Source organism: Mesorhizobium sp. USDA 4775 (assembly GCF_054062655.1).
Genome location: NZ_JBSSFM010000001.1, coordinates 862,143 through 884,177, shown reverse-complemented (window position 1 = coordinate 884,177; position 22,035 = coordinate 862,143). Strand labels below are relative to the sequence as shown.

Annotated in this window: 17 protein-coding genes and 7 pseudogenes; 16 read left to right on the top strand and 8 right to left on the bottom strand. The window is 60.2% G+C overall.

Annotated features, from left to right (window positions below; translation table 11 throughout):
• Positions 1-124: 124 nt before the first annotated feature.
• The 8 genes and pseudogenes from ACVILI_RS04490 (at position 125) to ACVILI_RS04455 (ending at position 7,272) form a co-directional block, all read left to right on the top strand.
• Positions 125-1,597 (top strand): benzaldehyde dehydrogenase, encoded by a 1,473-nt coding sequence (locus ACVILI_RS04490; RefSeq protein ID WP_038644990.1) that lies wholly within the window; start codon positions 125-127, stop codon positions 1,595-1,597.
• A gap of 67 nt (positions 1,598-1,664) precedes the next feature.
• The gene (locus ACVILI_RS04485; RefSeq protein WP_038644992.1) at positions 1,665-2,765 is read left to right on the top strand and encodes an NAD(P)-dependent alcohol dehydrogenase; all 1,101 of its coding nucleotides are present in this window, start codon (positions 1,665-1,667) and stop codon (positions 2,763-2,765) included.
• A 36-nt stretch (positions 2,766-2,801) separates the two neighbouring features.
• Positions 2,802-3,695, top strand: coding sequence for an alpha/beta hydrolase (locus ACVILI_RS04480; RefSeq protein WP_038644994.1), 894 nt, complete (start codon positions 2,802-2,804; stop codon positions 3,693-3,695).
• A 161-nt stretch (positions 3,696-3,856) separates the two neighbouring features.
• Positions 3,857-4,450, top strand: a pseudogene (locus ACVILI_RS04475) (IS6 family transposase); the annotation flags it as partial.
• A gap of 73 nt (positions 4,451-4,523) precedes the next feature.
• Positions 4,524-5,105, top strand: a complete 582-nt coding sequence (locus tag ACVILI_RS04470; protein ID WP_457102341.1) for an IS5 family transposase — start codon at positions 4,524-4,526, stop codon at positions 5,103-5,105.
• Between the two features lie 14 nt (positions 5,106-5,119).
• Positions 5,120-6,100 (top strand): IS5 family transposase, encoded by a 981-nt coding sequence (locus ACVILI_RS04465; RefSeq protein ID WP_457102340.1) that lies wholly within the window; start codon positions 5,120-5,122, stop codon positions 6,098-6,100.
• 18 nt (positions 6,101-6,118) lie between these two features.
• On the top strand, positions 6,119-6,505 hold the full coding sequence (locus tag ACVILI_RS04460) for a hypothetical protein (protein WP_240564861.1): 387 nt from the start codon (positions 6,119-6,121) through the stop codon (positions 6,503-6,505).
• Between the two features lie 80 nt (positions 6,506-6,585).
• Positions 6,586-7,272, top strand: coding sequence for a SprT-like domain-containing protein (locus tag ACVILI_RS04455; protein ID WP_051726744.1), 687 nt, complete (start codon positions 6,586-6,588; stop codon positions 7,270-7,272).
• A gap of 147 nt (positions 7,273-7,419) precedes the next feature.
• Here ACVILI_RS04455 and ACVILI_RS04450 read toward each other — a convergent pair.
• A pseudogene (locus ACVILI_RS04450) lies at positions 7,420-7,689 on the bottom strand (transposase); the annotation flags it as partial.
• A gap of 49 nt (positions 7,690-7,738) precedes the next feature.
• On the opposite strand from ACVILI_RS04450, the gene ACVILI_RS04445 reads away from it, so the two are divergent.
• The 3 genes and pseudogenes from ACVILI_RS04445 to ACVILI_RS04435 all read left to right on the top strand — a co-directional run.
• Complete coding sequence (locus ACVILI_RS04445) at positions 7,739-8,122, top strand: type II toxin-antitoxin system RelE/ParE family toxin (protein WP_038645004.1); 384 nt, start codon at positions 7,739-7,741, stop codon at positions 8,120-8,122.
• Positions 8,119-8,457: a helix-turn-helix domain-containing protein gene (locus tag ACVILI_RS04440; protein ID WP_038645006.1), complete on the top strand. Its 339-nt coding sequence runs from the start codon at positions 8,119-8,121 to the stop codon at positions 8,455-8,457. The genes ACVILI_RS04445 and ACVILI_RS04440 overlap by 4 nt, the downstream gene beginning before the upstream one ends.
• Before the next feature lie 511 nt (positions 8,458-8,968).
• Positions 8,969-9,172: pseudogene (locus tag ACVILI_RS04435) on the top strand (ISAzo13-like element transposase-related protein); the annotation flags it as partial.
• A gap of 27 nt (positions 9,173-9,199) precedes the next feature.
• On the opposite strand, the gene ACVILI_RS04430 reads toward ACVILI_RS04435, so the two are convergent.
• Positions 9,200-9,907, bottom strand: a complete 708-nt coding sequence (locus ACVILI_RS04430; protein ID WP_457102339.1) for an effector protein NopP — start codon at positions 9,905-9,907, stop codon at positions 9,200-9,202.
• A gap of 770 nt (positions 9,908-10,677) precedes the next feature.
• Between ACVILI_RS04430 and ACVILI_RS04425 the strand changes: the two genes are divergently transcribed.
• Entirely contained in the window at positions 10,678-12,306 is a 1,629-nt protein-coding gene (locus ACVILI_RS04425) for an IS1634 family transposase (protein ID WP_038655116.1), read from the top strand.
• On the opposite strand, the gene ACVILI_RS04420 is transcribed toward ACVILI_RS04425, so the two are convergent.
• The 4 genes and pseudogenes from ACVILI_RS04420 to ACVILI_RS04405 form a co-directional block, all read right to left on the bottom strand.
• Positions 12,254-12,775 (bottom strand): transposase, encoded by a 522-nt coding sequence (locus ACVILI_RS04420; RefSeq protein WP_457102338.1) that lies wholly within the window; start codon positions 12,773-12,775, stop codon positions 12,254-12,256. The genes ACVILI_RS04425 and ACVILI_RS04420 overlap by 53 nt on opposite strands.
• Positions 12,776-12,816: 41 nt before the next feature.
• Entirely contained in the window at positions 12,817-13,797 is a 981-nt protein-coding gene (locus ACVILI_RS04415; protein ID WP_457102337.1) for an IS5 family transposase, read from the bottom strand.
• Positions 13,798-13,989: 192 nt separating this feature from the next.
• Positions 13,990-14,736, bottom strand: a complete 747-nt coding sequence (locus ACVILI_RS04410; protein WP_038654867.1) for a superoxide dismutase — start codon at positions 14,734-14,736, stop codon at positions 13,990-13,992.
• A gap of 118 nt (positions 14,737-14,854) precedes the next feature.
• Positions 14,855-15,157 (bottom strand): annotated as a pseudogene (locus ACVILI_RS04405) (DDE-type integrase/transposase/recombinase); the annotation flags it as partial.
• 53 nt (positions 15,158-15,210) lie between these two features.
• On the opposite strand from ACVILI_RS04405, the pseudogene ACVILI_RS04400 reads away from it, so the two are divergent.
• A pseudogene (locus ACVILI_RS04400) lies at positions 15,211-15,915 on the top strand (IS6 family transposase).
• Between the two features lie 157 nt (positions 15,916-16,072).
• Here the strand turns inward: ACVILI_RS04400 and ACVILI_RS04395 are convergent.
• Entirely contained in the window at positions 16,073-17,053 is a 981-nt protein-coding gene (locus ACVILI_RS04395; RefSeq protein ID WP_457102336.1) for an IS5 family transposase, read from the bottom strand.
• Here ACVILI_RS04395 and ACVILI_RS04390 point away from each other — a divergent pair.
• Positions 17,043-17,321, top strand: a complete 279-nt coding sequence (locus ACVILI_RS04390; protein ID WP_457102335.1) for a hypothetical protein — start codon at positions 17,043-17,045, stop codon at positions 17,319-17,321. The two genes, ACVILI_RS04395 and ACVILI_RS04390, sit on opposite strands and share 11 nt — an antisense overlap.
• A gap of 55 nt (positions 17,322-17,376) precedes the next feature.
• Here ACVILI_RS04390 and ACVILI_RS04385 read toward each other — a convergent pair.
• Positions 17,377-17,541, bottom strand: a pseudogene (locus ACVILI_RS04385) (IS5/IS1182 family transposase); the annotation flags it as partial.
• A 666-nt stretch (positions 17,542-18,207) separates the two neighbouring features.
• Between ACVILI_RS04385 and ACVILI_RS04380 the strand changes: the two are divergent.
• The gene (locus ACVILI_RS04380; RefSeq protein ID WP_457102334.1) at positions 18,208-21,738 is read left to right on the top strand and encodes a C48 family peptidase; all 3,531 of its coding nucleotides are present in this window, start codon (positions 18,208-18,210) and stop codon (positions 21,736-21,738) included.
• 120 nt (positions 21,739-21,858) lie between these two features.
• Positions 21,859-22,035 (top strand): annotated as a pseudogene (locus ACVILI_RS04375) (ISAzo13-like element transposase-related protein); the annotation flags it as partial.

Genomic DNA, 22,035 nt, shown 5'->3' with positions numbered 1-22,035 from the left:
GCAAGGGGACATCGGCAGACCGCCCATGTGACAGCAAACCAGCGAGGTTGGCGAAAGTGCTTGCGATGGCGACGCTGTGCCCGTACCTCCCGACGGCCCAGCGACATTTTTGAGGAGAACCACGATGAATATCCAGAACCAGAATTTCCTCGATAGCGAGCGCTGGCAAGGGCGCGCCTTCTTTGCCGATTGGGAGAAGACGGCCGCCGGCGTCATGGACGTGACCGACCCGGCGACCGGGGCGATAATCGCTTCGGTTGGTATCGGCGGCGCGGCCGATATTGCCCGTGCCGCATCGGAGGCGCGTGCCGCACAGAAGGCCTGGGCGAAGACCTTGCCGACCGACAGGGCGCGCATTCTTTCCAAGGCTGCGGACCTGCTCGAAGAGAACGGCGCGGAGCTCATCCCCTGGATCATGCGTGAGTCCGGATCGATCTATCCGAAGGCGGGCATCGAGATCGAACATGGTGCGCTGTTCATCCGCCATGCCGCATCGCTGGCCACGGCACCGATGGGAATGATGATTCCGGCCATGGACGACCGGACAAACTATGCCAAGCGCGTGCCGCATGGCGTTGTCGGCGTCATCTCACCGTTCAACTTTCCGCTTGTCCTCTCCGTGCGCTCGATTGCCGCGGCACTCGCCTTCGGCAATGCCGTGGTCCACAAGCCCGATCCGCGCACGCCGATCTCCGGCGGCATCATCATCGCCCGCATCTTCGAGGAGGCCGGCCTGCCGAAAGGCGTGCTGCAGGTCGTTCCGGGTGGCGCCGATGCCGGCGAGGCCATGTGCATCGACCCCAACATCGCGATGATCTCCTTTACAGGATCTGCGAGAGGCGGCTCGAAGGTCGCCGAGGTCGCGGGCCGGCATTTCAAGAAAGTGCAGCTGGAACTCGGCGGCAAGAATTCGCTGATCGTGCTCGACGATGCCGATGTCGACGTCGCCGCTTCGAACTCGGCCTGGGGGGCTTTCCTGCACCAGGGCCAGATCTGCATGGCGACAGGCCTGATCCTGGCCGACGAGAGGATCGCCGATGCGCTGACCGAAAAACTCGTCGTCAAAGCTGCCCATTTGCCGGCCGGCGACCCCTCGACCAATCAGGTGGCGCTTGGTCCGATCATCTCGGACGGTCAGGTGGCCGGTATCCAGGCGATCGTCGACGATGCCGTGGCCAGAGGGGCAAAGCTCCTGGCCGGCGGCACGCATGACGGCCGTTTCTACGCCGCGACCGTGCTTGCCGGCGTCAAACCCGGCATGCGGGCTTTCGATGAAGAAATCTTCGGCCCGGTGGCCTGCATCGCCACCTTCAAGACCGATGCAGAGGCGATCGAACTCACCAACAACAGCGATTACGGCCTCGCGGCCGGCGTGATCTCGTCCGATACCGGCCGTGCTCTCAGGATCGCCGATGAACTCGATGTCGGCATGGTCCATGTCAATGACCAGACGGTCAATGGCGGTCCCTTCGCGCCCTTCGGCGGACCGCGCAAATCCGGCAACGGCACCCGCATTGGTGGGCCGGCCGACATCGAGGAATTCACCACCTGGAAGTGGATTTCCGTCAAGGACGCCGCGACGCCCTATCCGTTCTGATCATTCCTACGATGGATGCGGGCGACGAGGCCCGCATCCGCTTATTCCCTTCATTTCGGAGACTGCCATGCAGATCAAAGCTGCGATTGCCCGCGCCGAGGGCGCCGACCTCGTCCTCGAAACCATCGATATCGAGGAACCCCGCGACAATGAAATCCTCGTGAAAGTCGTTGCCACCGGTGTCTGCCACACCGATATCGTCGTGCGTGATGGCATGTTGCCGACGCCGCTGCCCGTCGTGCTCGGCCATGAAGGCGCCGGCGTGGTCGAAAAGGTCGGCCGTGCCGTTTCGAAAGTCAAAGCCGGCGACAAGGTGGTGATGACCTTCAATTCCTGCGGCCATTGCCCGAGCTGCCAGGACCATCATGTCAGCTATTGCCACGAGTTCTTTCCGCGCAATTTCTTTGCCGCGCGCACCGACGGCACGAGCGCGCTTTCGGCCGGCGGCGAGCGCATACACGGCAACTTCTTCGGCCAGTCCTCCTTCGCCACCCACTCCATCTGCCATGAAGTCAATGTCGTCAAAGTGCCGGAGACGGCGCCGCTCGAACTGCTCGGGCCGCTGGCCTGCGGCATCCAGACCGGTGCGGGCGCGGTGATGAATGCACTCAAGGTCTCGGCCGGCAAGTCCTTTGCCGTGTTCGGCTCGGGTTCGGTCGGCTTGTCCGCCTTGATGGCAGCCAAAGTGGTGGGCGCGACGACCATCATTGCGGTGGACATGAACGACGAGCGGCTGGCCATGGCGCGGGAGCTCGGTGCCACGCATGTGATCAATCCGGGCAAGACAGATGCGACAGCCGAGACCATGGCGATCACCGGCCATGGGCTCAATTTCGCACTGGATACGACGGGGATCTCGAGCGTCATCCGCGCCGCGGTCATGGCACTTGCGCCGATGGGAACCTGCGGCATTCTTGGCGCCTCGGCCATGGGCACAGAGATCAAACTGGACGAAGTGCATTTCATGAGCGGCGGCCGCCGGCTGATGGGCATCGTCGAGGGCGAGTCCAATCCGGATACCTTCATTCCCATGCTGGCCGCACTACACGCACAGGGTCGCTTCCCTTTCGATAAGCTCGTGAAGTTCTACGACTTCGCCGAGATCAACCAGGCGATCCACGATTCCGAGAGCGGCAAGACCATCAAGCCGATCGTGCGCATGCAGTAGCCCGCCCATCCCATCCGACACTTCAGGGAGGAAACCATGTCGAAAGCCCAACTCGATTTTATTCTTGATATCAGCAGCCAGAACCCGCCGCCAGAGGATGCCACGCCTGCCATGATGCGGGCGTGGTTCGAGGGCATCAATGCCCAGATGCCGATCGCCGATGGCTCGATGATCGAGCGGGTGCTCGCCGGCCCATGCGGCGGCGACCTGATCCGCCGGGAGGAGACCGATGAGCGCAGCTTGGTCATCTACTATCACGGTGGCGGATTCTTCTTCGGCTCAAGCCGGTCGCATCGGGTGATCGCAACCCATCTCGCCCGGACATCGGGTGCTGCGGTGCTGGCAGCAGACTATCGGCTGGCGCCTGAATATCCGGCACCGGCTGCGCATGACGATGCGCTCGCCGTCTACAAATGGGCATTGGCGCGAGGTTGTGACCCGAGGGCGATCGCGCTGACTGGGGACAGCGCCGGCGGCAATCTCGCGCTTTCGGTCGCCGTCAGAGCGAAGAAGGAAGGCTTGCCGCAGCCCGGCGCGGTGGTGCTGATGTCGCCCGCGCTCGACTTCGCAGGCGAAGGCGTTTCGCATCATTCCGTACCCGATGCGCCGCTTCTGACGCCGCAGCTCATGGAACTTTTCAACATGGTCTATGTCGGCACTGGCGATCGCAAGTCGGAGCTGGTGACGCCTTTCTACAGCGATTTTACCGGCTTGCCGCCGACGCTGGTGCAGGTCGGTTCCTGGGAGATCCTGCGCGACGATTCGGTGACAGTCGTCGAGCGGCTCAAGGCCGCGGGCGTATGCGCCGAACTCAAGATCTTCGACGGCATGGTGCATTCCTGGCAGCTCTTCGCGCCGATGCTCGACGAGGGCATGCAATCAATCGAGGAAGCCGGCGGCTTTCTCCGCGAGCATCTGCGATCCGGGTAATGTCACGTTATCTGGCTCTGACCGCGCTGAGGCCTGTATGGCGGATGTCAGTTGCCCCCGGTGACGACTTTCCACTCTGCCATGGCTTGCAGGCGGTGAAGATGGATCTGAATGGCGCGTAAAGTTAACCGACGGCTGATGAAGATGTGCGAACATGGGCCATGTCAGAAGTTGCTCGTGATCCGCTTTATCGTCGCCACCGCTTTCCCGCCGAGATCATTGCGCACGCGGTATGGCTCTACTTTCGCTTTCCGCTCAGCCTGCGCATGGTTGAGGACATGTTGGCGGCCCGCGGCATCATCGTCACGCATCAGACCATTCGAAGCTGGGCGGAGAAATTCGGGCGGCATTTCGCCCGGGAGATCAAGCGACGGTCAGCCGGCTGCCTGGGCGACAAATGGCATCTCGACGAATGTGTGGTGGCCATCAATGGCAAGAAGCAGTGGCTCTGGCGTGCCGTCGATCAGGACGGCTTCGTCCTCGAAGTGCTGGTGCAAAGCCGCCGAAATGCCAAGGCGGCAAAGCGTCTGATGCGCAAGTTGCTGAAGGCTCAAGGGCGGACACCACGGGTCATGATCACCGACAAGCTCCGGTCCTATGATGCCGCCAGGCGCGACCTCATGCCCGGTGTCGAACACCGGTCGCACAAAGGCCTCAATAATCGAGCGGAAAATTCGCACCAGCCGACCCGACGACGCGAAAGGACCATGAAACGCTTCAAGTCGGCACGCCAGCTTCAGCGGTTCGTTTCCATTGGCGTTGTTGCGTGGATCACGCGGCGACTGATATTGAGCGGTGGTTTTCAGTCTCCTGATCCGGATTTCGACGATGCCGCACAAGTTCAATGCCGATCGGCGGGACAAGATTGCCAAGCAGAGATATCAAGTGACGAATTGGCCGGCATATAATGAAAGCCTGCGTCAACGTGGTGATTTGACCATCTGGGTGAAGGATGAGGCCCTGTCTTTATGGACGGCGCGGAGGCGGACATCGCGGGGTGGTCAGCCGAAATACTCGGATCTGGCGATTACGTTGTGCTTGACCCTGCGCGTCGTCTACGGGCTGGCGCTACGCCAGACCCAAGGCTTGATGCGCAGTGTCGCGGCGCTGATGGGGTTCGATATTGCCGTGCCTGACTTCTCCACCCTGTCTCGCCGGAGCAAAGGGCTAGCGTTGCCGTCGACAAAGTCCCGAGCCACAACATCAGGTCCGGTCCATCTGGTTGTCGACAGCACCGGCTTGAAGGTCTTCGGCGAGGGCGAGTGGCTGGAAAACAAGCACAAAACCAAGGGCAAACGCAAAAGATGGCGCAAACTGCACCTTGGTCTCAATCTTGTCAGTGGTGAGATTGGGCGTTGTTGCGTGGATCACCCGGCGACTGATATTGAGCGGTGGTTTTCAGTCTCCTGATCCGGATTTCGACGATGCCGCACAAGTTCAATGCCGATCGGCGGGACAAGATTGCCAAGCAGAAATATCGAGTGACGAATTGGCCGGCATATAATGAAAGCCTGCGTCAACGTGGTGATTTGACCATCTGGGTGAAGGATGAGGCCCTGTCTTTATGGACGGCGCGGAGGCGGACATCGCGGGGTGGTCAGCCGAAATATTCGGATCTGGCGATTACGTTGTGCTTGACCCTGCGCGTCGTCTACGGGCTGGCGCTACGCCAGACCCAAGGCTTGATGCGCAGTGTCGCGGCGCTGATGGGGTTCGATATTGCCGTGCCTGACTTCTCCACCCTGTCTCGCCGGAGCAAAGGGCTGGCGTTGCCGTCGACAATGTCCCGAGCCACAACATCAGGTCCGGTCCATCTGGTTGTCGACAGCACCGGCTTGAAGGTCTTCGGCGAGGGCGAGTGGCTGGAAAACAAGCACAAAACCAAGGGCAAACGCAAAAGATGGCGCAAACTGCACCTTGGTCTCAATCTTGTCAGTGGTGAGATTGTTTGTTCCGATCTGACCGTGGATGATGTCGGCGATCCGACAGCGTTACCAGGACTTCTGGACCAGATCTGTGGCCCCGTCGAGAAGTTCATTGCCGACGGCGCCTATGATGGAACGCCAACCCGAGATCTTCTGGCGACACGCTTTGGTGAGATCGTGGAGGTCATTATCCCACCTCCCAAGACTGCCATTGCCAGCCCTCAATCGGTGCTGGTTCCATCTGTCCGCGATCGCCATATTGCAGAAATCCAGACCAAAGGGCGGATGGCATGGCAGAAATCCACCGGCTACAACAAGCGCAGTCGCGCTGAGACCCAGATGGGTCGATGGAAGGCTGTGATCGGGCCCAAACTCAAAGCGCGACATTTTGACAATCAGAAGACTGAAGCGAAGATTGGCGTCCGTGTTCTTAACCGGATGACAGAACTTGGCCGGCCCAAGTTCGAGCGCGTTGCATGAAAAATGCAGTGGATAGGGTTGCCTCGTCCAAAGTCTGATCCATGCAACAGGGCTGAGACGACCAAGCTGCTCGACCTCTTGGCGGTGGTGACGGCGGCGAACCTTAACGCCGTGGCGGCCCGCTACGACGCCAGCAAGAGCAGGCTGGCGCAGGCCGGGCAGGTTGCCGAAGCCGTCGGGCTCGACATGAAGCAATGGTGGACGCCCGAAGCGCCGTTCCTGTCGCGCCTGTCCAAGGCCGATATCGCGGACGTGCTGCGCGAGGCCGGTTGCAGCGAAACCGCCGCCAGATCGGTGGAACGCGCGCCCAAGGACTGGCTGCCGCTGCCGTTGCGTGGGCGCGAACAGCCCACCCACGAACAGGCCACCCAGACCATCGCGGCGCTGCCTGCCGCCGCCGAGTGAATGACAGGCCCGGTGCTACCGGCACCGGGCTTGTTCTTTGGCCCGACAATTGTATCGTACGAAACAACAGCGAGGACACCATGTCCGCCATCAATCCCACCACCACGACCTATGAGGGCCTCAACCGGGCCTACGGGTTCTTCAACGAGCGCCTGTTTGGCGGCACCTTGCCGCCCTGCCTGATCACCATGCAACGCAAGGCCAAGGCCCACGGCTACTTCGCCGGGGGCCGCTTCGGCTCCAAGGACGGCGCGGTCGTCACCGACGAAATCGCGCTCAACCCGTCGCATTTCCACGAGCGCAGCACCGAGCAGAGCCTGTCCACCCTCGTCCACGAAATGGTGCATCTGTGGCAGCACCATTTCGGCAAGGTCTCGCGCGGCGGCTACCACAACGCCGAATGGGCCACAAAAATGAAGGAAATCGGCCTCGTTCCCTCCGACACCGGCCAGCCCGGCGGCAAGCAGACCGGCCAGAGGGTCAGCCACTACATCGCCGACGGCGGCGCCTATCGCGTCGCCTTCGTCGAGCTCGAGGCGAGCGGCTTCGACGCGCTCTATGTCGAGCTGTGGGCCGAAGGGGCGGGGCGGGCCAAGCGCAAGGCCAAGAACGCCAGCAAATCCCGCTACACTTGCCCGGATTGCGGCCTCAATGCCTGGGCCAAGCCCGCAGCGCCGCTGATCTGCGGCGACTGCGGCGTACGGATGAAGGCTCCGGAGGGCGAAGGGGAGGAAGAAGAAGCCGAGACCGAGCTGGAAGCCGCATAGGCTCCGGCGTCTCCGGCCGAGGACGCCTTGACGGCATCGAGCCGCCGACGGCGCCAGCTATGAGGAAACGCCATTCCCAAGCTCTCAGGCGCTAGGAGCCCGTCCAGATAGCTCTGGGAGTGGGCTGTTTGACGAATGATAGCCCACTCAGGCGGGGCGGGCGAGCTTGGTTAGATTGTGCGCGGTGCAGATCAGCGCCCATTCCGCTTCGACTTTTTCGATGCCCCGCAACAGGAACTGCCTGAACCCTCTTGCCTGTTTGATCTGTCCGAACACCGGCTCCACGATTTGCTTTCTGAGCCTGTATCTACTTCGCCATCCTGCCCGCTTGAGCTTGTCTCGCATGGCTTTTGTGAGCGGTTGGACGATCTTTCGTTTGCCTTGCGCGGCATGTTTGGCGCGTCCGGTTGCGACGTGTCAGATGGGTGTTGACAAAAGCATGAGTACATACTCATAATATGGGGAGATGGTCACATTGCCCCGCCCTAGTCGCCCGCTGCTCTGGATAGCTTCGAGCCGTAAGGACTATGGCGACTTTCCGCCGAAAGTGCAGGAAGCCATGGGCTTTGAGCTGTTCCTGGCACAAACCGGGCAACACCCGCCATCTGCGAAGATGCTGAAGGGCATTGGCAATGGTATAGTGGAACTGGTCGAGGATTTCGACAGTGACACCTACCGGGCCGTTTATACCGTTCGCTTTGAAACGGCCGTTTATGTGCTGCATTGCTTCAAGAAGAAGTCGAAGCGCGGCATCCAAACCCCACAGAGCGATATTGAGCTGATTAAGCGCCGCTACCGCGATGCGGAAGCCGATTATTCAGCGAGGAAAAATGAGGAGCGCAAGCGATGAAAGCGAGCAATGCTGAGGTGCATGTTGGCAATCCCAACATCTTTGCCGAGCTGGGCCTACCGGATGCTGAAAATCACTTCCTGAAGGCGCAAATCGTGGCTGAAGTCTACCGGCTGGTACGGGAGCAAAAACTGACCCAAGCGAAGGCTGGCGAAGCCATGGGCGTGAGCCAGCCGGAAGTGTCCCGCCTGTTCAAAGGGCACTTCCGCGAATACTCGGTGGAACGCCTGATGAACTTCCTGGCCGCATTGGGACAGGAAGTGGAAATCGTATCCCGGCCGCTGCCGCAAGACAGTGGCCCCGGGCATATCACCTTCCGTCACGCCACGGCCTAAAGGCCGAAAAATCGTAGAGAAACGCCGCCAACAAGCGGCGTTTTTTATGCCGACAAGGCCGATTCCGTGACCTGAAACAGCACGTCGAGGAAGGGCAGGGCATGCTTGGCCTGGTGCGCCTCGGCCGCCGAGTAGGCACGACGCGCCGGTTGCGCAACTCGACCGGCCGGACCAACAGCTCGGTCAGGGCACCCAGTGGTGCAATTCGGCGTCGTCACCGTCCAAGCATACGAAATAATGGGTGAGGCAAAGCCGCCCCAGCAGCACTCCACGCCGATCAATTTTCCGGCGGGGACTGGCGCCCACAAATCGTGACGATCGCGGAACTGCCCCATGCGGCACGAGGCGCGAACATGATCGAATAATCACGGCGGGGATGTCACATTAACTCAGTAAAGAGCTTTTTCCATCGCGCCGCGCCGATTCTTGACGCCCTAACCCTTTGATTTCTTTTGCCCGAAACTTTTCCGCTTGACGAGTAGATAGTAGTATTTCTCGTTAATGTGACATCCCCCTCACCGATTATCGCACCATCGTCGAACTCATCGGCGCCACAACCTCGACGGCGGGACTGACCGTTCGTTGCGAACTTGATGAAAACCGCTATCCCGCCGGGATCAAAGTCTCCGACGAGGACATGGCCAGCTTGAACATCATTCGCAACGAATTCCACGGTGAATGGAACTATACAATCAAGCCGCAATCCAAATATTAGCGCGATAAATTATCGACACGTCCTAGGTCACATGAAGTCGTCGTCGTCGGAGTATGTGGAAAGGCGGGCCGCACTCTCAGAGTCATTGACGACACTGTCTTCTTTTGAGAGATACAGCTGCGGCTTGTCTGCACGTTGCCATTCATCTGCGCTATTCTTCATCCATTTGTTGCTCTGGGTTGGATCGAGCACCATGCTTGAGTCATCTACTTCAACGAACCCCATGGCTATTGCGCGCACCTTTGCTTCTTTATTTGCTGATCTGGAATTGAGCAATGGATACTCGCCACAAATCCGAAGTTGATGCTCGAGTAGAATATCTCCTGCATTATCGACCAGTGGGTGCGTTACTCGAAAGTCAACAATAGATGTTATTTCGGTACGCCCAGGAAACTTCTCCCGCCATCCATCGCCGCCGAACTCAGTCATACTAAAGCCAACTTCTGTTCTTAGAAGGCCAACACTCGTTCTTCCGAGCTGGTAGCTAAAATATCTTGCACCCTCAGAGTCGCGGGTATGGCCATATTGCTGCGCAACCTCGGCAGCTAGTTTGGCCTTTCTTGACACCGACTTCGAGTACTCTTCCGGATTATTCGCGATGTACGTCATGTCGTCATTATAGAACGCCTTCACTTCGTCTCTGAATGTTTGTTTGTTAATTTCTTTGATCGGAGGCTTGGAAGCCAAGAAGTATGACGGAGTCGCCGAAGACGAGCCGCCAGGGTCGATATGCATCGTAGCCGCCGCGCTGGTTAGGGCTCGCATCCAGCCACGGGTGTCCTCCTCCGAGGAGATCTCCCCGCGGCTGAGCCGCTGCTGGCCTTGTCCTGAGGTAGTGCTACAATCCGGGCGTCCTGTGTTCACCATTGACATCGCTCCTTGTCACACGAGTGCTTAGATTACTCCCCACCGGGGTCCCTCGCCATGAAATAGATATTCCGATATGCTCCGAAAGACTAACTGCTTCGGGCGCTCTTTCGATCCGGCCAATGACTGGTTCGATGATTCGTTCGGCACAGTCGAGGAACTTTTCTGGTTTTGTTGCAACGGCTGAATAGGGGCACAGAGGGGCACCGTAAAGTTAACCGACGGCTGATGAAGATGTGCGAACATGGGCCATGTCAGAAGTTGCTCGTGATCCGGCGTTGGTGCGCGGATATGAAATCGAACGCATTTCGATAGCCCTGTTGCATGGATCAGACTTTGGACGAGGCAACCCTATCCACTGCATTTTTCATGCAACGCGCTCGAACTTGGGCCGGCCAAGTTCTGTCATCCGGTTAAGAACACGGACGCCAATCTTCGCTTCAGTCTTCTGATTGTCAAAATGTCGCGCTTTGACCCAACTTGAACAGTTGGACGTGAACGGATAGCGAACACTGTCCGTTAAGCCATTGAATTCATTTGCCTTGAATTTCGGGCGCGAAAATGTGTGGTAACAACATTTGTGCTGTTTGCTCTGTTTTGTCTGGATTTGACGGCATTTATTTACTAACAACGCTGGCATGTTTGTCGTTGAGAGAGTCGCGCGCGGCCATCGCTATCTCTACCTCGTGGAAAGTGTCCGCGACGGCAAAACCGTTCGCCAGCGCACGATAAAGGCACTGGGCCGCAAGGATGCGCTGGTTGCCAGCGGCGAACTTGACAGATTGGCGGCCTCGATTGCGCGCCATGGCGAACGCAGCCTCATCCTGTCCGACATTGACGCGGGGCGGATTGCCTCTCGCCGCATTGGCGGTCCGCTGTTGTTCGGGCGGCTGTGGCAGCGGCTCGGGATTGGCGATGTGCTGGAAGAGGTGCTGGAAGGGCGCCAGTTCGGCTTTGCGGTGGAACGGGCGGTGTTCATTGGCACGTTGCATCGGCTGTTCGTGTCGGGCTCGGACCGCGACTGCGCGAACTGGATGGCCGATTATGGTATCGAGGGCGCCGAGGGTCTGGCGCTCCATCACTTTTACCGGGCCATGGCGTGGCTGGGCGAGGAACGCGGCGAAAAGGCGCAAGGCGCGCTGGTGGCGCGCTGCGTGAAAGACGTGATCGAGGAAAAGCTCTTCGCGCGCCGGCAGGACCTGTTCACCGACCTCAGCCTTGTGTTCATGGACACAACCTCGTTATCCTTCTACGGCGCGGGCGGCGAGACGCTGGGCAAGCGCGGGCATTCCAAGGACTTCCGCCCCGATCTGGCGCAAATGATCCTGGCGCTGGTCGTTGATGGCGAGGGCCGGCCGATCTGCACCGAGATGGTGCCTGGCAACACCGCTGACGTGACCGTCCTGTTGCCGGTGGTCGATCGGCTGCGAACGCGCTTCGGCGTCACACGCGCCTGCGTTGTCGCCGATCGCGGCATGATCAGCGCCGATACCATCGCCGCGCTCGAAAAGCTGGGCATGGAATACATTCTGGGGGCCCGCGAACGCTCGAGCAGCGTGATCCACAACGTCGTGCTCAATGACACGGCGCCGATGGTTCCGCTCGTTCTCGAGCGCCAGCGCGGTGAAACTCAGTTGTGGGTCAAAGAGGTCAAGTTCGGTAAAGACCGCTACATCGTCAGCCGCAATGACGCCGAGGCCGAGAAGGACAAGGCCGACCGCCAGGCGATCATCGCCGGCCTCGAGGCACAGCTCAAGAAGGGCGACAAGGCACTGGTCGGCAACTCGGCCTACCGGCGTTACCTCAAGGCCGGCGGCAAGAACTTCAAGATCGATGTCGGCAAGCTTGCCGAGGAAGCCCGCTACGACGGTATCACCGTGGTGCGGACCAACGCGAAGGTGACCCCGCTCCAGGCCGTGCTGCGGTATCGCGATTTGCTCGAGGTCGAGAGCCTGTTCCGCGCCGCCAAGGCAACCTTCAATACCCGGCCGATCTTCCACCAATCCGATGCCGCCATCCGCGGGCATGTGTTCTGCTCGTTCCTGGCGCTCGTGCTCAGCAAGGAACTGCGCCGCCTCTGCCGGGCCAAAGGCCTGACGCCCGAATGGCAGCCGCTCCTACGCGATCTCGATCGCCTCCAGGAAGCCACCATCGAAAAGGATGGTCGCATCGTCACAACCAGAACTCACGTCACCGGCCAAGTGGGCAACGTCTTCAAGGCAGCTGGCATCGCTCTGCCACACAACCTCGACGAACAACTCGCCTGAGATCCCCCCAAAATGTAGTGGTAACACGCGCCGGCGCGCGCCTAACATGCTGACTTAATGACATATTCTCACAGGCGGTGTTTAAGTCGGGTTTGAGTTTGGGCCCGATCACAGCCTTCCATCGACCCATCTGGGTCTCAGCGCGACTGCGCTTGTTGTAGCCGGTGGATTTCTGCCATGCCATCCGCCCTTTGGTCTGGATTTCTGCAATATGGCGATCGCGGACAGATGGAACCAGCACCGATTGAGGGCTGGCAACGGCAGTCTTGGGAGGTGGGATAATGACCTCCACGATCTCACCAAAGCGTGTCGCCAGAAGATCTCGGGTTGGCGTTCCATCATAGGCGCCGTCGGCAATGAACTTCTCGACAGGGCCACCGATCTGGTCCAGAAGTCCTGGTAACGCTGTCGGATCGCCGACATCATCCACGGTCAGATCGGAACAAACAATCTCACAGCCCTGTTGCATGGATCAGACTTTGGACGAGGCAACCCTATCCACTGCATTTTTCATGCAACGCGCTCGAACTTGGGCCGGCCAAGTTCTGTCATCCGGTTAAGAACACGGACGCCAATCTTCGCTTCAGTCTTCTGATTGTCAAAATGTCGCGCTTTGAGTTTGGGCCCGATCACAGCCTTCCATCGACCCATCTGGGTCTCAGCGCGACTGCGCTTGTTGTAGCCGGTGGATTTCTGCCATGCCATCCGCCCTTTGGTCTGGATTTCTGCAATATGGCGATCGCGGACAGATGGAACCAGCACCGATTGAGGGCTGGCAATGGCAGTCTTGGGAGGTGGGATAATGACCTCCACGATCTCACCAAAGCGTGTCGCCAGAAGATCTCGGGTTGGCGTTCCATCATAGGCGCCGTCGGCAATGAACTTCTCGACGGGGCCACAGATCTGGTCCAGAAGTCCTGGTAACGCTGTCGGATCGCCGACATCATCCACGGTCAGATCGGAACAAACAATCTCACCACTGACAAGATTGAGACCAAGGTGCAGTTTGCGCCATCTTTTGCGTTTGCCCTTGGTTTTGTGCTTGTTTTCCAGCCACTCGCCCTCGCCGAAGACCTTCAAGCCGGTGCTGTCGACAACCAGATGGACCGGACCTGATGTTGTGGCTCGGGACATTGTCGACGGCAACGCCAGCCCTTTGCTCCGGCGAGACAGGGTGGAGAAGTCAGGCACGGCAATATCGAACCCCATCAGCGCCGCGACACTGCGCATCAAGCCTTGGGTCTGGCGTAGCGCCAGCCCGTAGACGACGCGCAGGGTCAAGCACAACGTAATCGCCAGATCCGAATATTTCGGCTGACCACCCCGCGATGTCCGCCTCCGCGCCGTCCATAAAGACAGGGCCTCATCCTTCACCCAGATGGTCAAATCACCACGTTGACGCAGGCCTTCATTATATGCCGGCCAATTCGTCACTCGATATTTCTGCTTGGCAATCTTGTCCCGCCGATCGGCATTGAACTTGTGCGGCATCGTCGAAATCCGGATCAGGAGACTGAAAACCACCGCTCAATATCAGTCGCCGGGTGATCCACGCAACAACGCCCGAAATTGGCGCCAGCCGGCGACACGCAAAGACGCAGTGCGTGGGTCTCACGGCGGTTTGCCGATATATTGCAAACCGCCATCATGAATCTCGACTTCTCTCAAAGTCCAGCATCACCTTCAGATCGTCAGGGTGCCCTCTTTGGCGCCTTTATAACGCTCGGTGATCTTCGACCAGTTGACGATGTTCCACCAAGCTTTGAGATAGTCAGCGCGCCGGTTCTGGTATCTGAGATAGTAGGAGTGCTCCCAGACATCGTTGCCGAACAGAACGCGTTTGCTATCCATCAGGGGCGTGTCCTGGTTAGGCCGTGCTTCGATCGCGAGCTTGCCTTCGGCGCTCACCGTCACGAACACCCAGCCCGAGCCGAAGACACGGCCGCCGGCACTGTTGAAATCCATCTGGAGCTTTTCGAGTCCGCCAAGATCGCGATCGATAGCCGCGAGAAGCTCGCCGTCCGCATTCGCACCGTTGCCGCCCATGATCTGCCAGTACATCGAGTGGTTCACATGTCCGCCCATGTTATTGCGAACCGTGGTACGGACACTCTCCGGCACATCACTCAAGTTGGCAAGCACGTGCTCCATCGGATGCCCGGCGATCTGCGGCGCCAACTTGGCGGCGTCGTTCAGATTATTGACGTAGGCCGCATGATGCTTGTCGTGGTGCAGCTCCATGGTCTGCGCATCGATGGACTGCTCGAGCGCATTGGTCGCGTAGGGTAATGCGGGAAGGACGAACGGCGCACCGGCGCCGGCGCTCGTGGCGTTGTCGTACTGCTGCGCAAGGCTGATGCGGGTTGTGGCTGCGACGGCCGTCGCGCCAGCGGCGAGGGTCAGAAGGTTGCGGCGAGTCAGTGCGGTCATGGTGTTGATCTCCTTGATTCTATCAATAATCGGCTGGGGCGGTGAGAGGGAGGGGCGAACCCCGGGCGTGTCGCAAAGCGGTCGGCCGAATGGTTTGGGCTGAAATACGTTCTGCTCTTCACGCCTTATTAACCTTTTGAAGTCCGAAGAGACGCGCGAGCAGTTCGTTCTGATCATTGACGGTCCACTCTCCGGAGAAGCCAAACCCTTTTCGCAGCCACAGCACCGCTTCGAACCCTGCGATAGTTCGACGCGCGGTTTTGAAGGATTGGAATCCGCCGATCTTCGGCATGTTCTTCTTCACGCGGAAATGGTCACTGTCAATGCCTTGTTGGAGATGTTTGGTGACATAATGAACCGGATCCGGATGCAGGTGCCCATCGTCGACTGACGTCTTGATCGCCGACGGAAAGGTGTTGGCGCGGTGCTGTCACATTGATTGAGGGGTAAGGAAATTGAGGTAGCAGCGCGCCCATGACCGTGAGTGCACCGACCTACAAGAACCACCGCTATCCGATCGAAATCGTGGCCCGTGCTGTCTGGCTCTACTTCCGCTTCAATCTGAGCTTGCGCGATGTCGAGGAAATGCTGCTCGAACGCGGGATCGTCGTTTCCTACGAGACCATCCGCCGATGGTGCCGAAAGCACGGCCCTGATTATGCGCGCCGCATACGCCGCAAGGCGCCGACGAAAGATGATGTCTGGCACCTGGATGAAGTCGCGGTGCGCATCAACGGTCAGAAATGCTGGTTGTGGAGAGCGGTTGATCAGGACGGATATGTGCTCGACGAGATCGTCCAGACGCGTCGCAACAGCAAGGCCGCCAAGCGCCTGCTGACGTGACTTCTGAAGAAGCAGGGTCTGCCGCCAAAGCGTATGATCACCGACAAATTGCGCTCCTACGGGGCGGCCAAACGCCAGCTCATGCCGAACTTGGAACACCGCTCGCATAAAGGCTTGAACAACCGGGCGGAGAATTCTCACCTGCCGTTCCGAAAACGGGAACGAACGCGACAGGGTTTCCGGTCGGTCGGCTCATTGCAGCATTTCGTGTCGATCTTCTCCGCCGTCCGAAATCTCTTCGTCCCATCCCAGACCAACCGCTCCGCAGCACAAATTCGAGCCCATCGACGCCAAGCCATGGCCGCGTGGGAAGCCGTGAGTGCACCGCCTGCCTGAAAAGCGCGGTAGCAGCCTCACGCGGCCACATTGCAAACAACGTGACAACGCACTCTGGAAGTATGTGACCGCCGACATCGTGATCGAAGGCGTCGTGATGAAGAGCCCTGTTGCATGGATCAGACTTTGGACGAGGCAACCCTATCCACTGCATTTTTCATGCAACGCGCTCGAACTTGGGCCGGCCAAGTTCTGTCATCCGGTTAAGAACACGGACGCCAATCTTCGCTTCAGTCTTCTGATTGTCAAAATGTCGCGCTTTGAGTTTGGGCCCGATCACAGCCTTCCATCGACCCATCTGGGTCTCAGCGCGACTGCGCTTGTTGTAGCCGGTGGATTTCTGCCATGCCATCCGCCCTTTGGTCTGGATTTCTGCAATATGGCGATCGCGGACAGATGGAACCAGCACCGATTGAGGGCTGGCAATGGCAGTCTTGGGAGGTGGGATAATGACCTCCACGATCTCACCAAAGCGTGTCGCCAGAAGATCTCGGGTTGGCGTTCCATCATAGGCGCCGTCGGCAATGAACTTCTCGACAGGGCCACCGATCTGGTCCAGAAGTCCTGGTAACGCTGTCGGATCGCCGACATCATCCACGGTCAGATCGGAACAAACAATCTCACCACTGACAAGATTGAGACCAAGGTGCAGTTTGCGCCATCTTTTGCGTTTGCCCTTGGTTTTGTGCTTGTTTTCCAGCCACTCGCCCTCGCCGAAGACCTTCAAGCCGGTGCTGTCGACAACCAGATGGACCGGACCTGATGTTGTGGCTCGGGACTTTGTCGACGGCAACGCCAGCCCTTTGCTCCGGCGAGACAGGGTGGAGAAGTCAGGCACGGCAATATCGAACCCCATCAGCGCCGCGACACTGCGCATCAAGCCTTGGGTCTGGCGTAGCGCCAGCCCGTAGACGACGCGCAGGGTCAAGCACAACGTAATCGCCAGATCCGAATATTTCGGCTGACCACCCCGCGATGTCCGCCTCCGCGCCGTCCATAAAGACAGGGCCTCATCCTTCACCCAGATGGTCAAATCACCACGTTGACGCAGGCTTTCATTATATGCCGGCCAATTCGTCACTTGATATTTCTGCTTGGCAATCTTGTCCCGCCGATCGGCATTGAACTTGTGCGGCATCGTCGAAATCCGGATCAGGAGACTGAAAACCACCGCTCAATATCAGTCGCCGGGTGATCCACGCAACAACGCCGCCGAACAGTACGGCCTGGAGGCTGCTGACTTCGAACGCGAGTTTATCGCTGGTGGCGAGCGTTTCCGGATCACCGGCATTGATCCACGAAGACCTAAATATCCCATCTCCGTCCAGCGTATCCCCGATCGCCGCGGCTTCAAGTTCACCGCCGACAATGTTGCCATGTTGCTCAAAGCTCAGGCCAAACCCTGACGTTCACCAATCGTTCTTAAACTTGGCCAAAATCCCAGCTTCGAGCCGACAGGGCCGTCTTGCGTCGCGGAGCGCGCCATCCCGCCAGTGCCTCCGGCGTTACCCATAAGGTCAGGCTACCACGCCGGCGCAGACCTGCTTCGTAGTCACGCCAATTCGTCACCCTGAATTTCATCTTTCCGACGTGATGACGACGATCTGCGTTGTGTTTGTACGGCATGGCAACTCGTATCAAGCTGATTTCGATCCTGCCTGCCTATCGCCAAACCGTTGACAAAGGATCCATGCACCAACGCTGCGCCGGCGACATGATAGAATACAAAACATGCATAGGGAGGCGCGCGACTCGCCAGTATATTATGGGGTGCTTCCTTGCCCCCGGAGAGAACGAAATGGACAACACAGGACGCCCGTTGCGCCACGGCTCACCGACTAGACAGGATAGCACGATCGGACTGGCCAGCCCCTCATGCAACGTTCCAGCGACGGATGAGGGCGTGGCCAGCGGGACATATCCGCAGACCGACGCGCCTGCGCGGCAACCCCTCCCCTCGGACGCTATGGACGAGGCTCTGCAATGGGTGGAGCCATTGTCAACGCAGCAGGATGTGGCGTTGGCGGATGACCCCGTTGCCGGGCCAGGCGATAGCACTCCTGCGGTGGATAGGGGAGCGACCGCGAGTACGGAGGAACCCCCTGCGCTCACTCACGCCGCCCGCCCTCAAATCTCTGCCGGCACAACATTGGAGGCCGCTCCGGCTTCCTGGATGAGGGAGACACGACAGTGACGGACAGGAAATCAGCCCGCCGGATTGCTGGCTCTTCGGAACCAATCTCTTCGAGCGAAGGGGAAAAGAGTTGGCTCAGGCACCTGACCGGAGCGAGTGTGGTCACTCAGGATGGTGATACGGCGGAGGCGTCGCCAGCAAAGCGGGTGAAGCTCGAAGCGGAGGAGGTGCTGCCGGAGGAGGCGTTGTTTGAGCTCGACCAGTCGCGGAGTGCGTTCGGCAGAGCCTTGCCGCTCGGCGATCTGACCGGGGATCCGGATCGCCCCCAGTGGCAACTGTTCCTTGCTGACGACGACGCCGTCATCTTGCAACATGCGATGGAGCCCTGTCCGCCGATGGATAACGTGATCCCGTTCCGCGATCCGCAGAGCAGCCAATCTCCCCATCCGGACTATGCGGATCCGGAGCATCCGGACAAGTGCTCCCCCAGGGTCAAGGTCGAGAAGGTGACCTTCCCCCGGGGGTTCAGGCAAGAGCTGCAGCACCACTTGGGGTCGGATGCGAAGAAAGCAGAAGACCGATTGCGGACGGCCGTTCAGGTGGAGCTGGAGCGACAGATCAAGGGCACCCTCCTGGCCAATCCCCCCTACACGGTGCGCCGGCTGACCGCGGCGGATGTTCAACCGCATGAGCAGAAGCTGGCCGGCCAATACGGCCTGTTCCTGGCGCAGGATCTGCCCACGGTACCGACGCTCCGGAACGGCCAGATCCTGGGCCTGTATTCGGGTGTTCAACTGGTGTCAGAGGGGGACTTGAAACAGCACCTGGCAAAGTATCAGGAGCGGGAAGTCGAACGCTATCAGATGACCATATCGCGCGGGGGAGTGGAATACCAGTTATCGCCGTTGGGTGGCGCCAATTCGATGGCGTTCGCCAACACGGCTTTGAAGGCGGGCATGACTGAGCCGGCTTATGATTTCGATCGGATCAACGCGATTTTCTTTCCCTTCCACGTGGATATGGCCGACAGGGAAGGCCGCAGCAAGAAGGAGGCCGTCATGGCCGTGGTCGCGTTGGACAACGTCCGTCCGGGCGGAGAGATCAGGGTGGATTACAGCGACGGATACCTCGGCCAGTTCAAGAAGGCAGATAAGCCGGCTCCGTCACCGTCGATCCCCCCGCCATTGCTACCCATCAAGGAAGAGGACGGAGGGCCTCTGCCGAGCACGTCCGAACAGTCTCCTGACGATAAGGCAGCGCCGGACGGAATGGATGTGGACCGCCCGAGCGCCGCAGCGTCAGGTGGATCGCGCGCGAGCAGCCTCTTGAGATGGGGTTCGACCGCGCAAAGGTCGAGGGCCCGCGCCGTCGAGGATGCGCGCGCGGCGGGCAACTTGAGATGGGGTTCGACCGCGCAAAGGTCGAGGGCAGCGTCAGGTGGATCGCGCGCGAGCAGCCTCGGCCCGGGTCGCGCCGCCCTGGCAACGCAGGATCCAACGGATATGGATCAACCGGGACAGGCCTCCGGATTGGCCATCGCGCAGCTCGGCCCCACGGCCTGGCTGTACGACGAGCACATTCATGCGGACTACAATCGTCTTGCCCTGGATCTGAGTCAGACCGACCCAGGGTTCGCTGCCCAGACCCGTTTTGTGCCGCCCGCGGTCGTCCACATGCTGCTCCATACCGAGGGAGAAGTTCTGCAGGACACGCTGCGGGGGCTTTATGTCACCGACGCCGGGCAAGAGGCCCGGTTCCTGTTTTTGCCGGTGAACAATGCCAATGGTGCGAACGACGACGGGACGCACTGGTCGCTGCTGTTCGTCGACCGCAGTCCCGAGGGACAGCAGGCCATTCACTACAATTCACTGACGGACCCTGCGCAGGATCTTATTGCATGCAACCTCGCTCGCAAGCTGGGAGAGGAGATACGGTACCAGCAAGGGCTGATGGCGCCGCAGGACAACGGATATGACTGCGGTGTTTTGGTGCTTGAGGCCACGCGCGAACTGGCGACCAGGCTGGCGAACAGCCAGCCGCCAGAGGCCGCATCGCTGGATCTTCGAAGCGTTCTCGCCGATCGTAGTGCATTACGGGCGCGGCACGGGGCGCAACCGGCAATCGCCTTTCCCTCCGATGAGAAGATGGACGAAGGTCCCGATCTGGCCAAGATCGCGGAGGCGACGCCGCGGCTGCCGGGACAGAGAAAAGTAGTCTGGGCCGACGCGCTGAAGGCGGCCGATGCCGATCTCGGCGCCGCGGATGCCGCCCTAATCGTCCGCGCCACAAGGAGGGCGGCGTTCAAGGCGGTGTCGGTCCAGGACCAGGAAAGGCTGAACGAGATCGCGAAGGCGACGCCGCAGCAGCCGGAGCAGAGCAAAGGAGGCTGGGCCGACGCGCTGAAGGCGGCCCATCCCGATCTCAGCGCCGCGGATGCCGCCCTAATCGTCCGCGCCACAAAGCGCGAGATCGCCAGGAGGGCGCCGTTCAAGGCGGTGTCGGTCCAGGACCAGGAAAGGCTGAACGAGATCGCGAAGGCGACGCCGCCGCAGCCGGAGCAGACCAAAGGAGGCTGGGCCGACGCGCTGAAGGCGGCCCATCCCGATCTCAGCGCCGCGGATGCCGCCCTAATCGTCCGCGTCACAAAGGACGAGATCGCCAATCGGGCGGCGTTCCAGGCGGTGTCGGTCCAGGACCAGGAAAGGCTGAACGAGATCGCGAAGGCGACGCCGCCGCAGCCGGAGCAGACCAAAGGAGGCTGGGCCGACGCGCTGAAGGCGGCCCATCCCGATCTCAGCGCCGCGGATGCCGCCCTAATCGTCCGCGCCACAAAGCGCGAGATCGCCAATCGGGCGCCGTTCCAGGCGGTGTCGGTCCAGGACCAGGAAAGGCTGGACGATATCGCGGAGGCGACGCCGCGGCAGCCGGAGCAGACCAAAGGAGGCTGGGCCGACGCGCTGAAGGCGGCCCATCCCGATCTCAGCGCCGCGGATGCCGCCCTAATCGTCCGCGCCACAAAGGGTGAAATCGCCAGGAGGGCGCCGTTCAAGGCGGTGTCGGTCCAGGACCAGGAAAGGCTGAACGAGATCGCGAAGGCGACGCCGCAGCAGCAGGGGCAGACCAAAGGAGACTGGGCCGACGCGCTGAAGGCGGCCCATCCCGATCTCAGCGCCGCGGATGCCGCCATAATCGTCCGCGCCACAAAGGGCGATATCGCCAGGAGGGCGGCGTTCAAGGCGGTGTCGGTCCAGGACCAGGAAAGGCTGAACGAGATCGCGAAGGCGACGCCGCGGCAGCAGAGGCAGAGCAAAGTAGACTGGGCCGACGCGCTGAAGGCGGCCCATCCCGATCTCAGCGCCGCGGATGCCGCCCTAATCGTCCGCGCCTCAAGGGGTGAAATCACCAGGAGGGCGGCGTTCAAGGCGGTGTCGGTCCAGGACCAGGAAAGGCTGAACGAGATCGCGAAGGCGACGCCGCGGCAGCCGGAGCAGAGCAAAGGAGGCTGGGCCGACGCGCTGAAGGCGGCCCATCCCGATCTCAGCGCCGCGGATGCCGCCCTAATCGTCCGCGCCACAAAGGGCGAGATCGCCAATCGGGCGGCGTTCAAGGCGGTGTCGGTCCAGGACCAGGAAAGGCTGGACGATATCGCGGAGGCGACGCCGCGGCAGCCGTCTGGGCGGACGCGCTGAAGGCGGCCCATCCCGATCTCAGCGCCGCGGATGCCGCCCTAATCGTCGGCGCCACAAAGGGCGATATCGGCAGGAGGGCGGCGTTCAAGGCGGTGTCGGTCCAGGCCCAGGAAAGGCTGCATCCGGCGCAAGGGTGCCGGACGCAAACCTTTGACGCAGACGAATCCGACACTTCTCAGCGACCTGGAAAGGCTTGTCGACCCCGCCACGCGTGGCGATCCGATGTCACCCTTGAAGTTGACATCGAAAAGCTTGCGGAACTTGGCGGCGGCGCTTTGCGCCATGGGCCATCGTGTG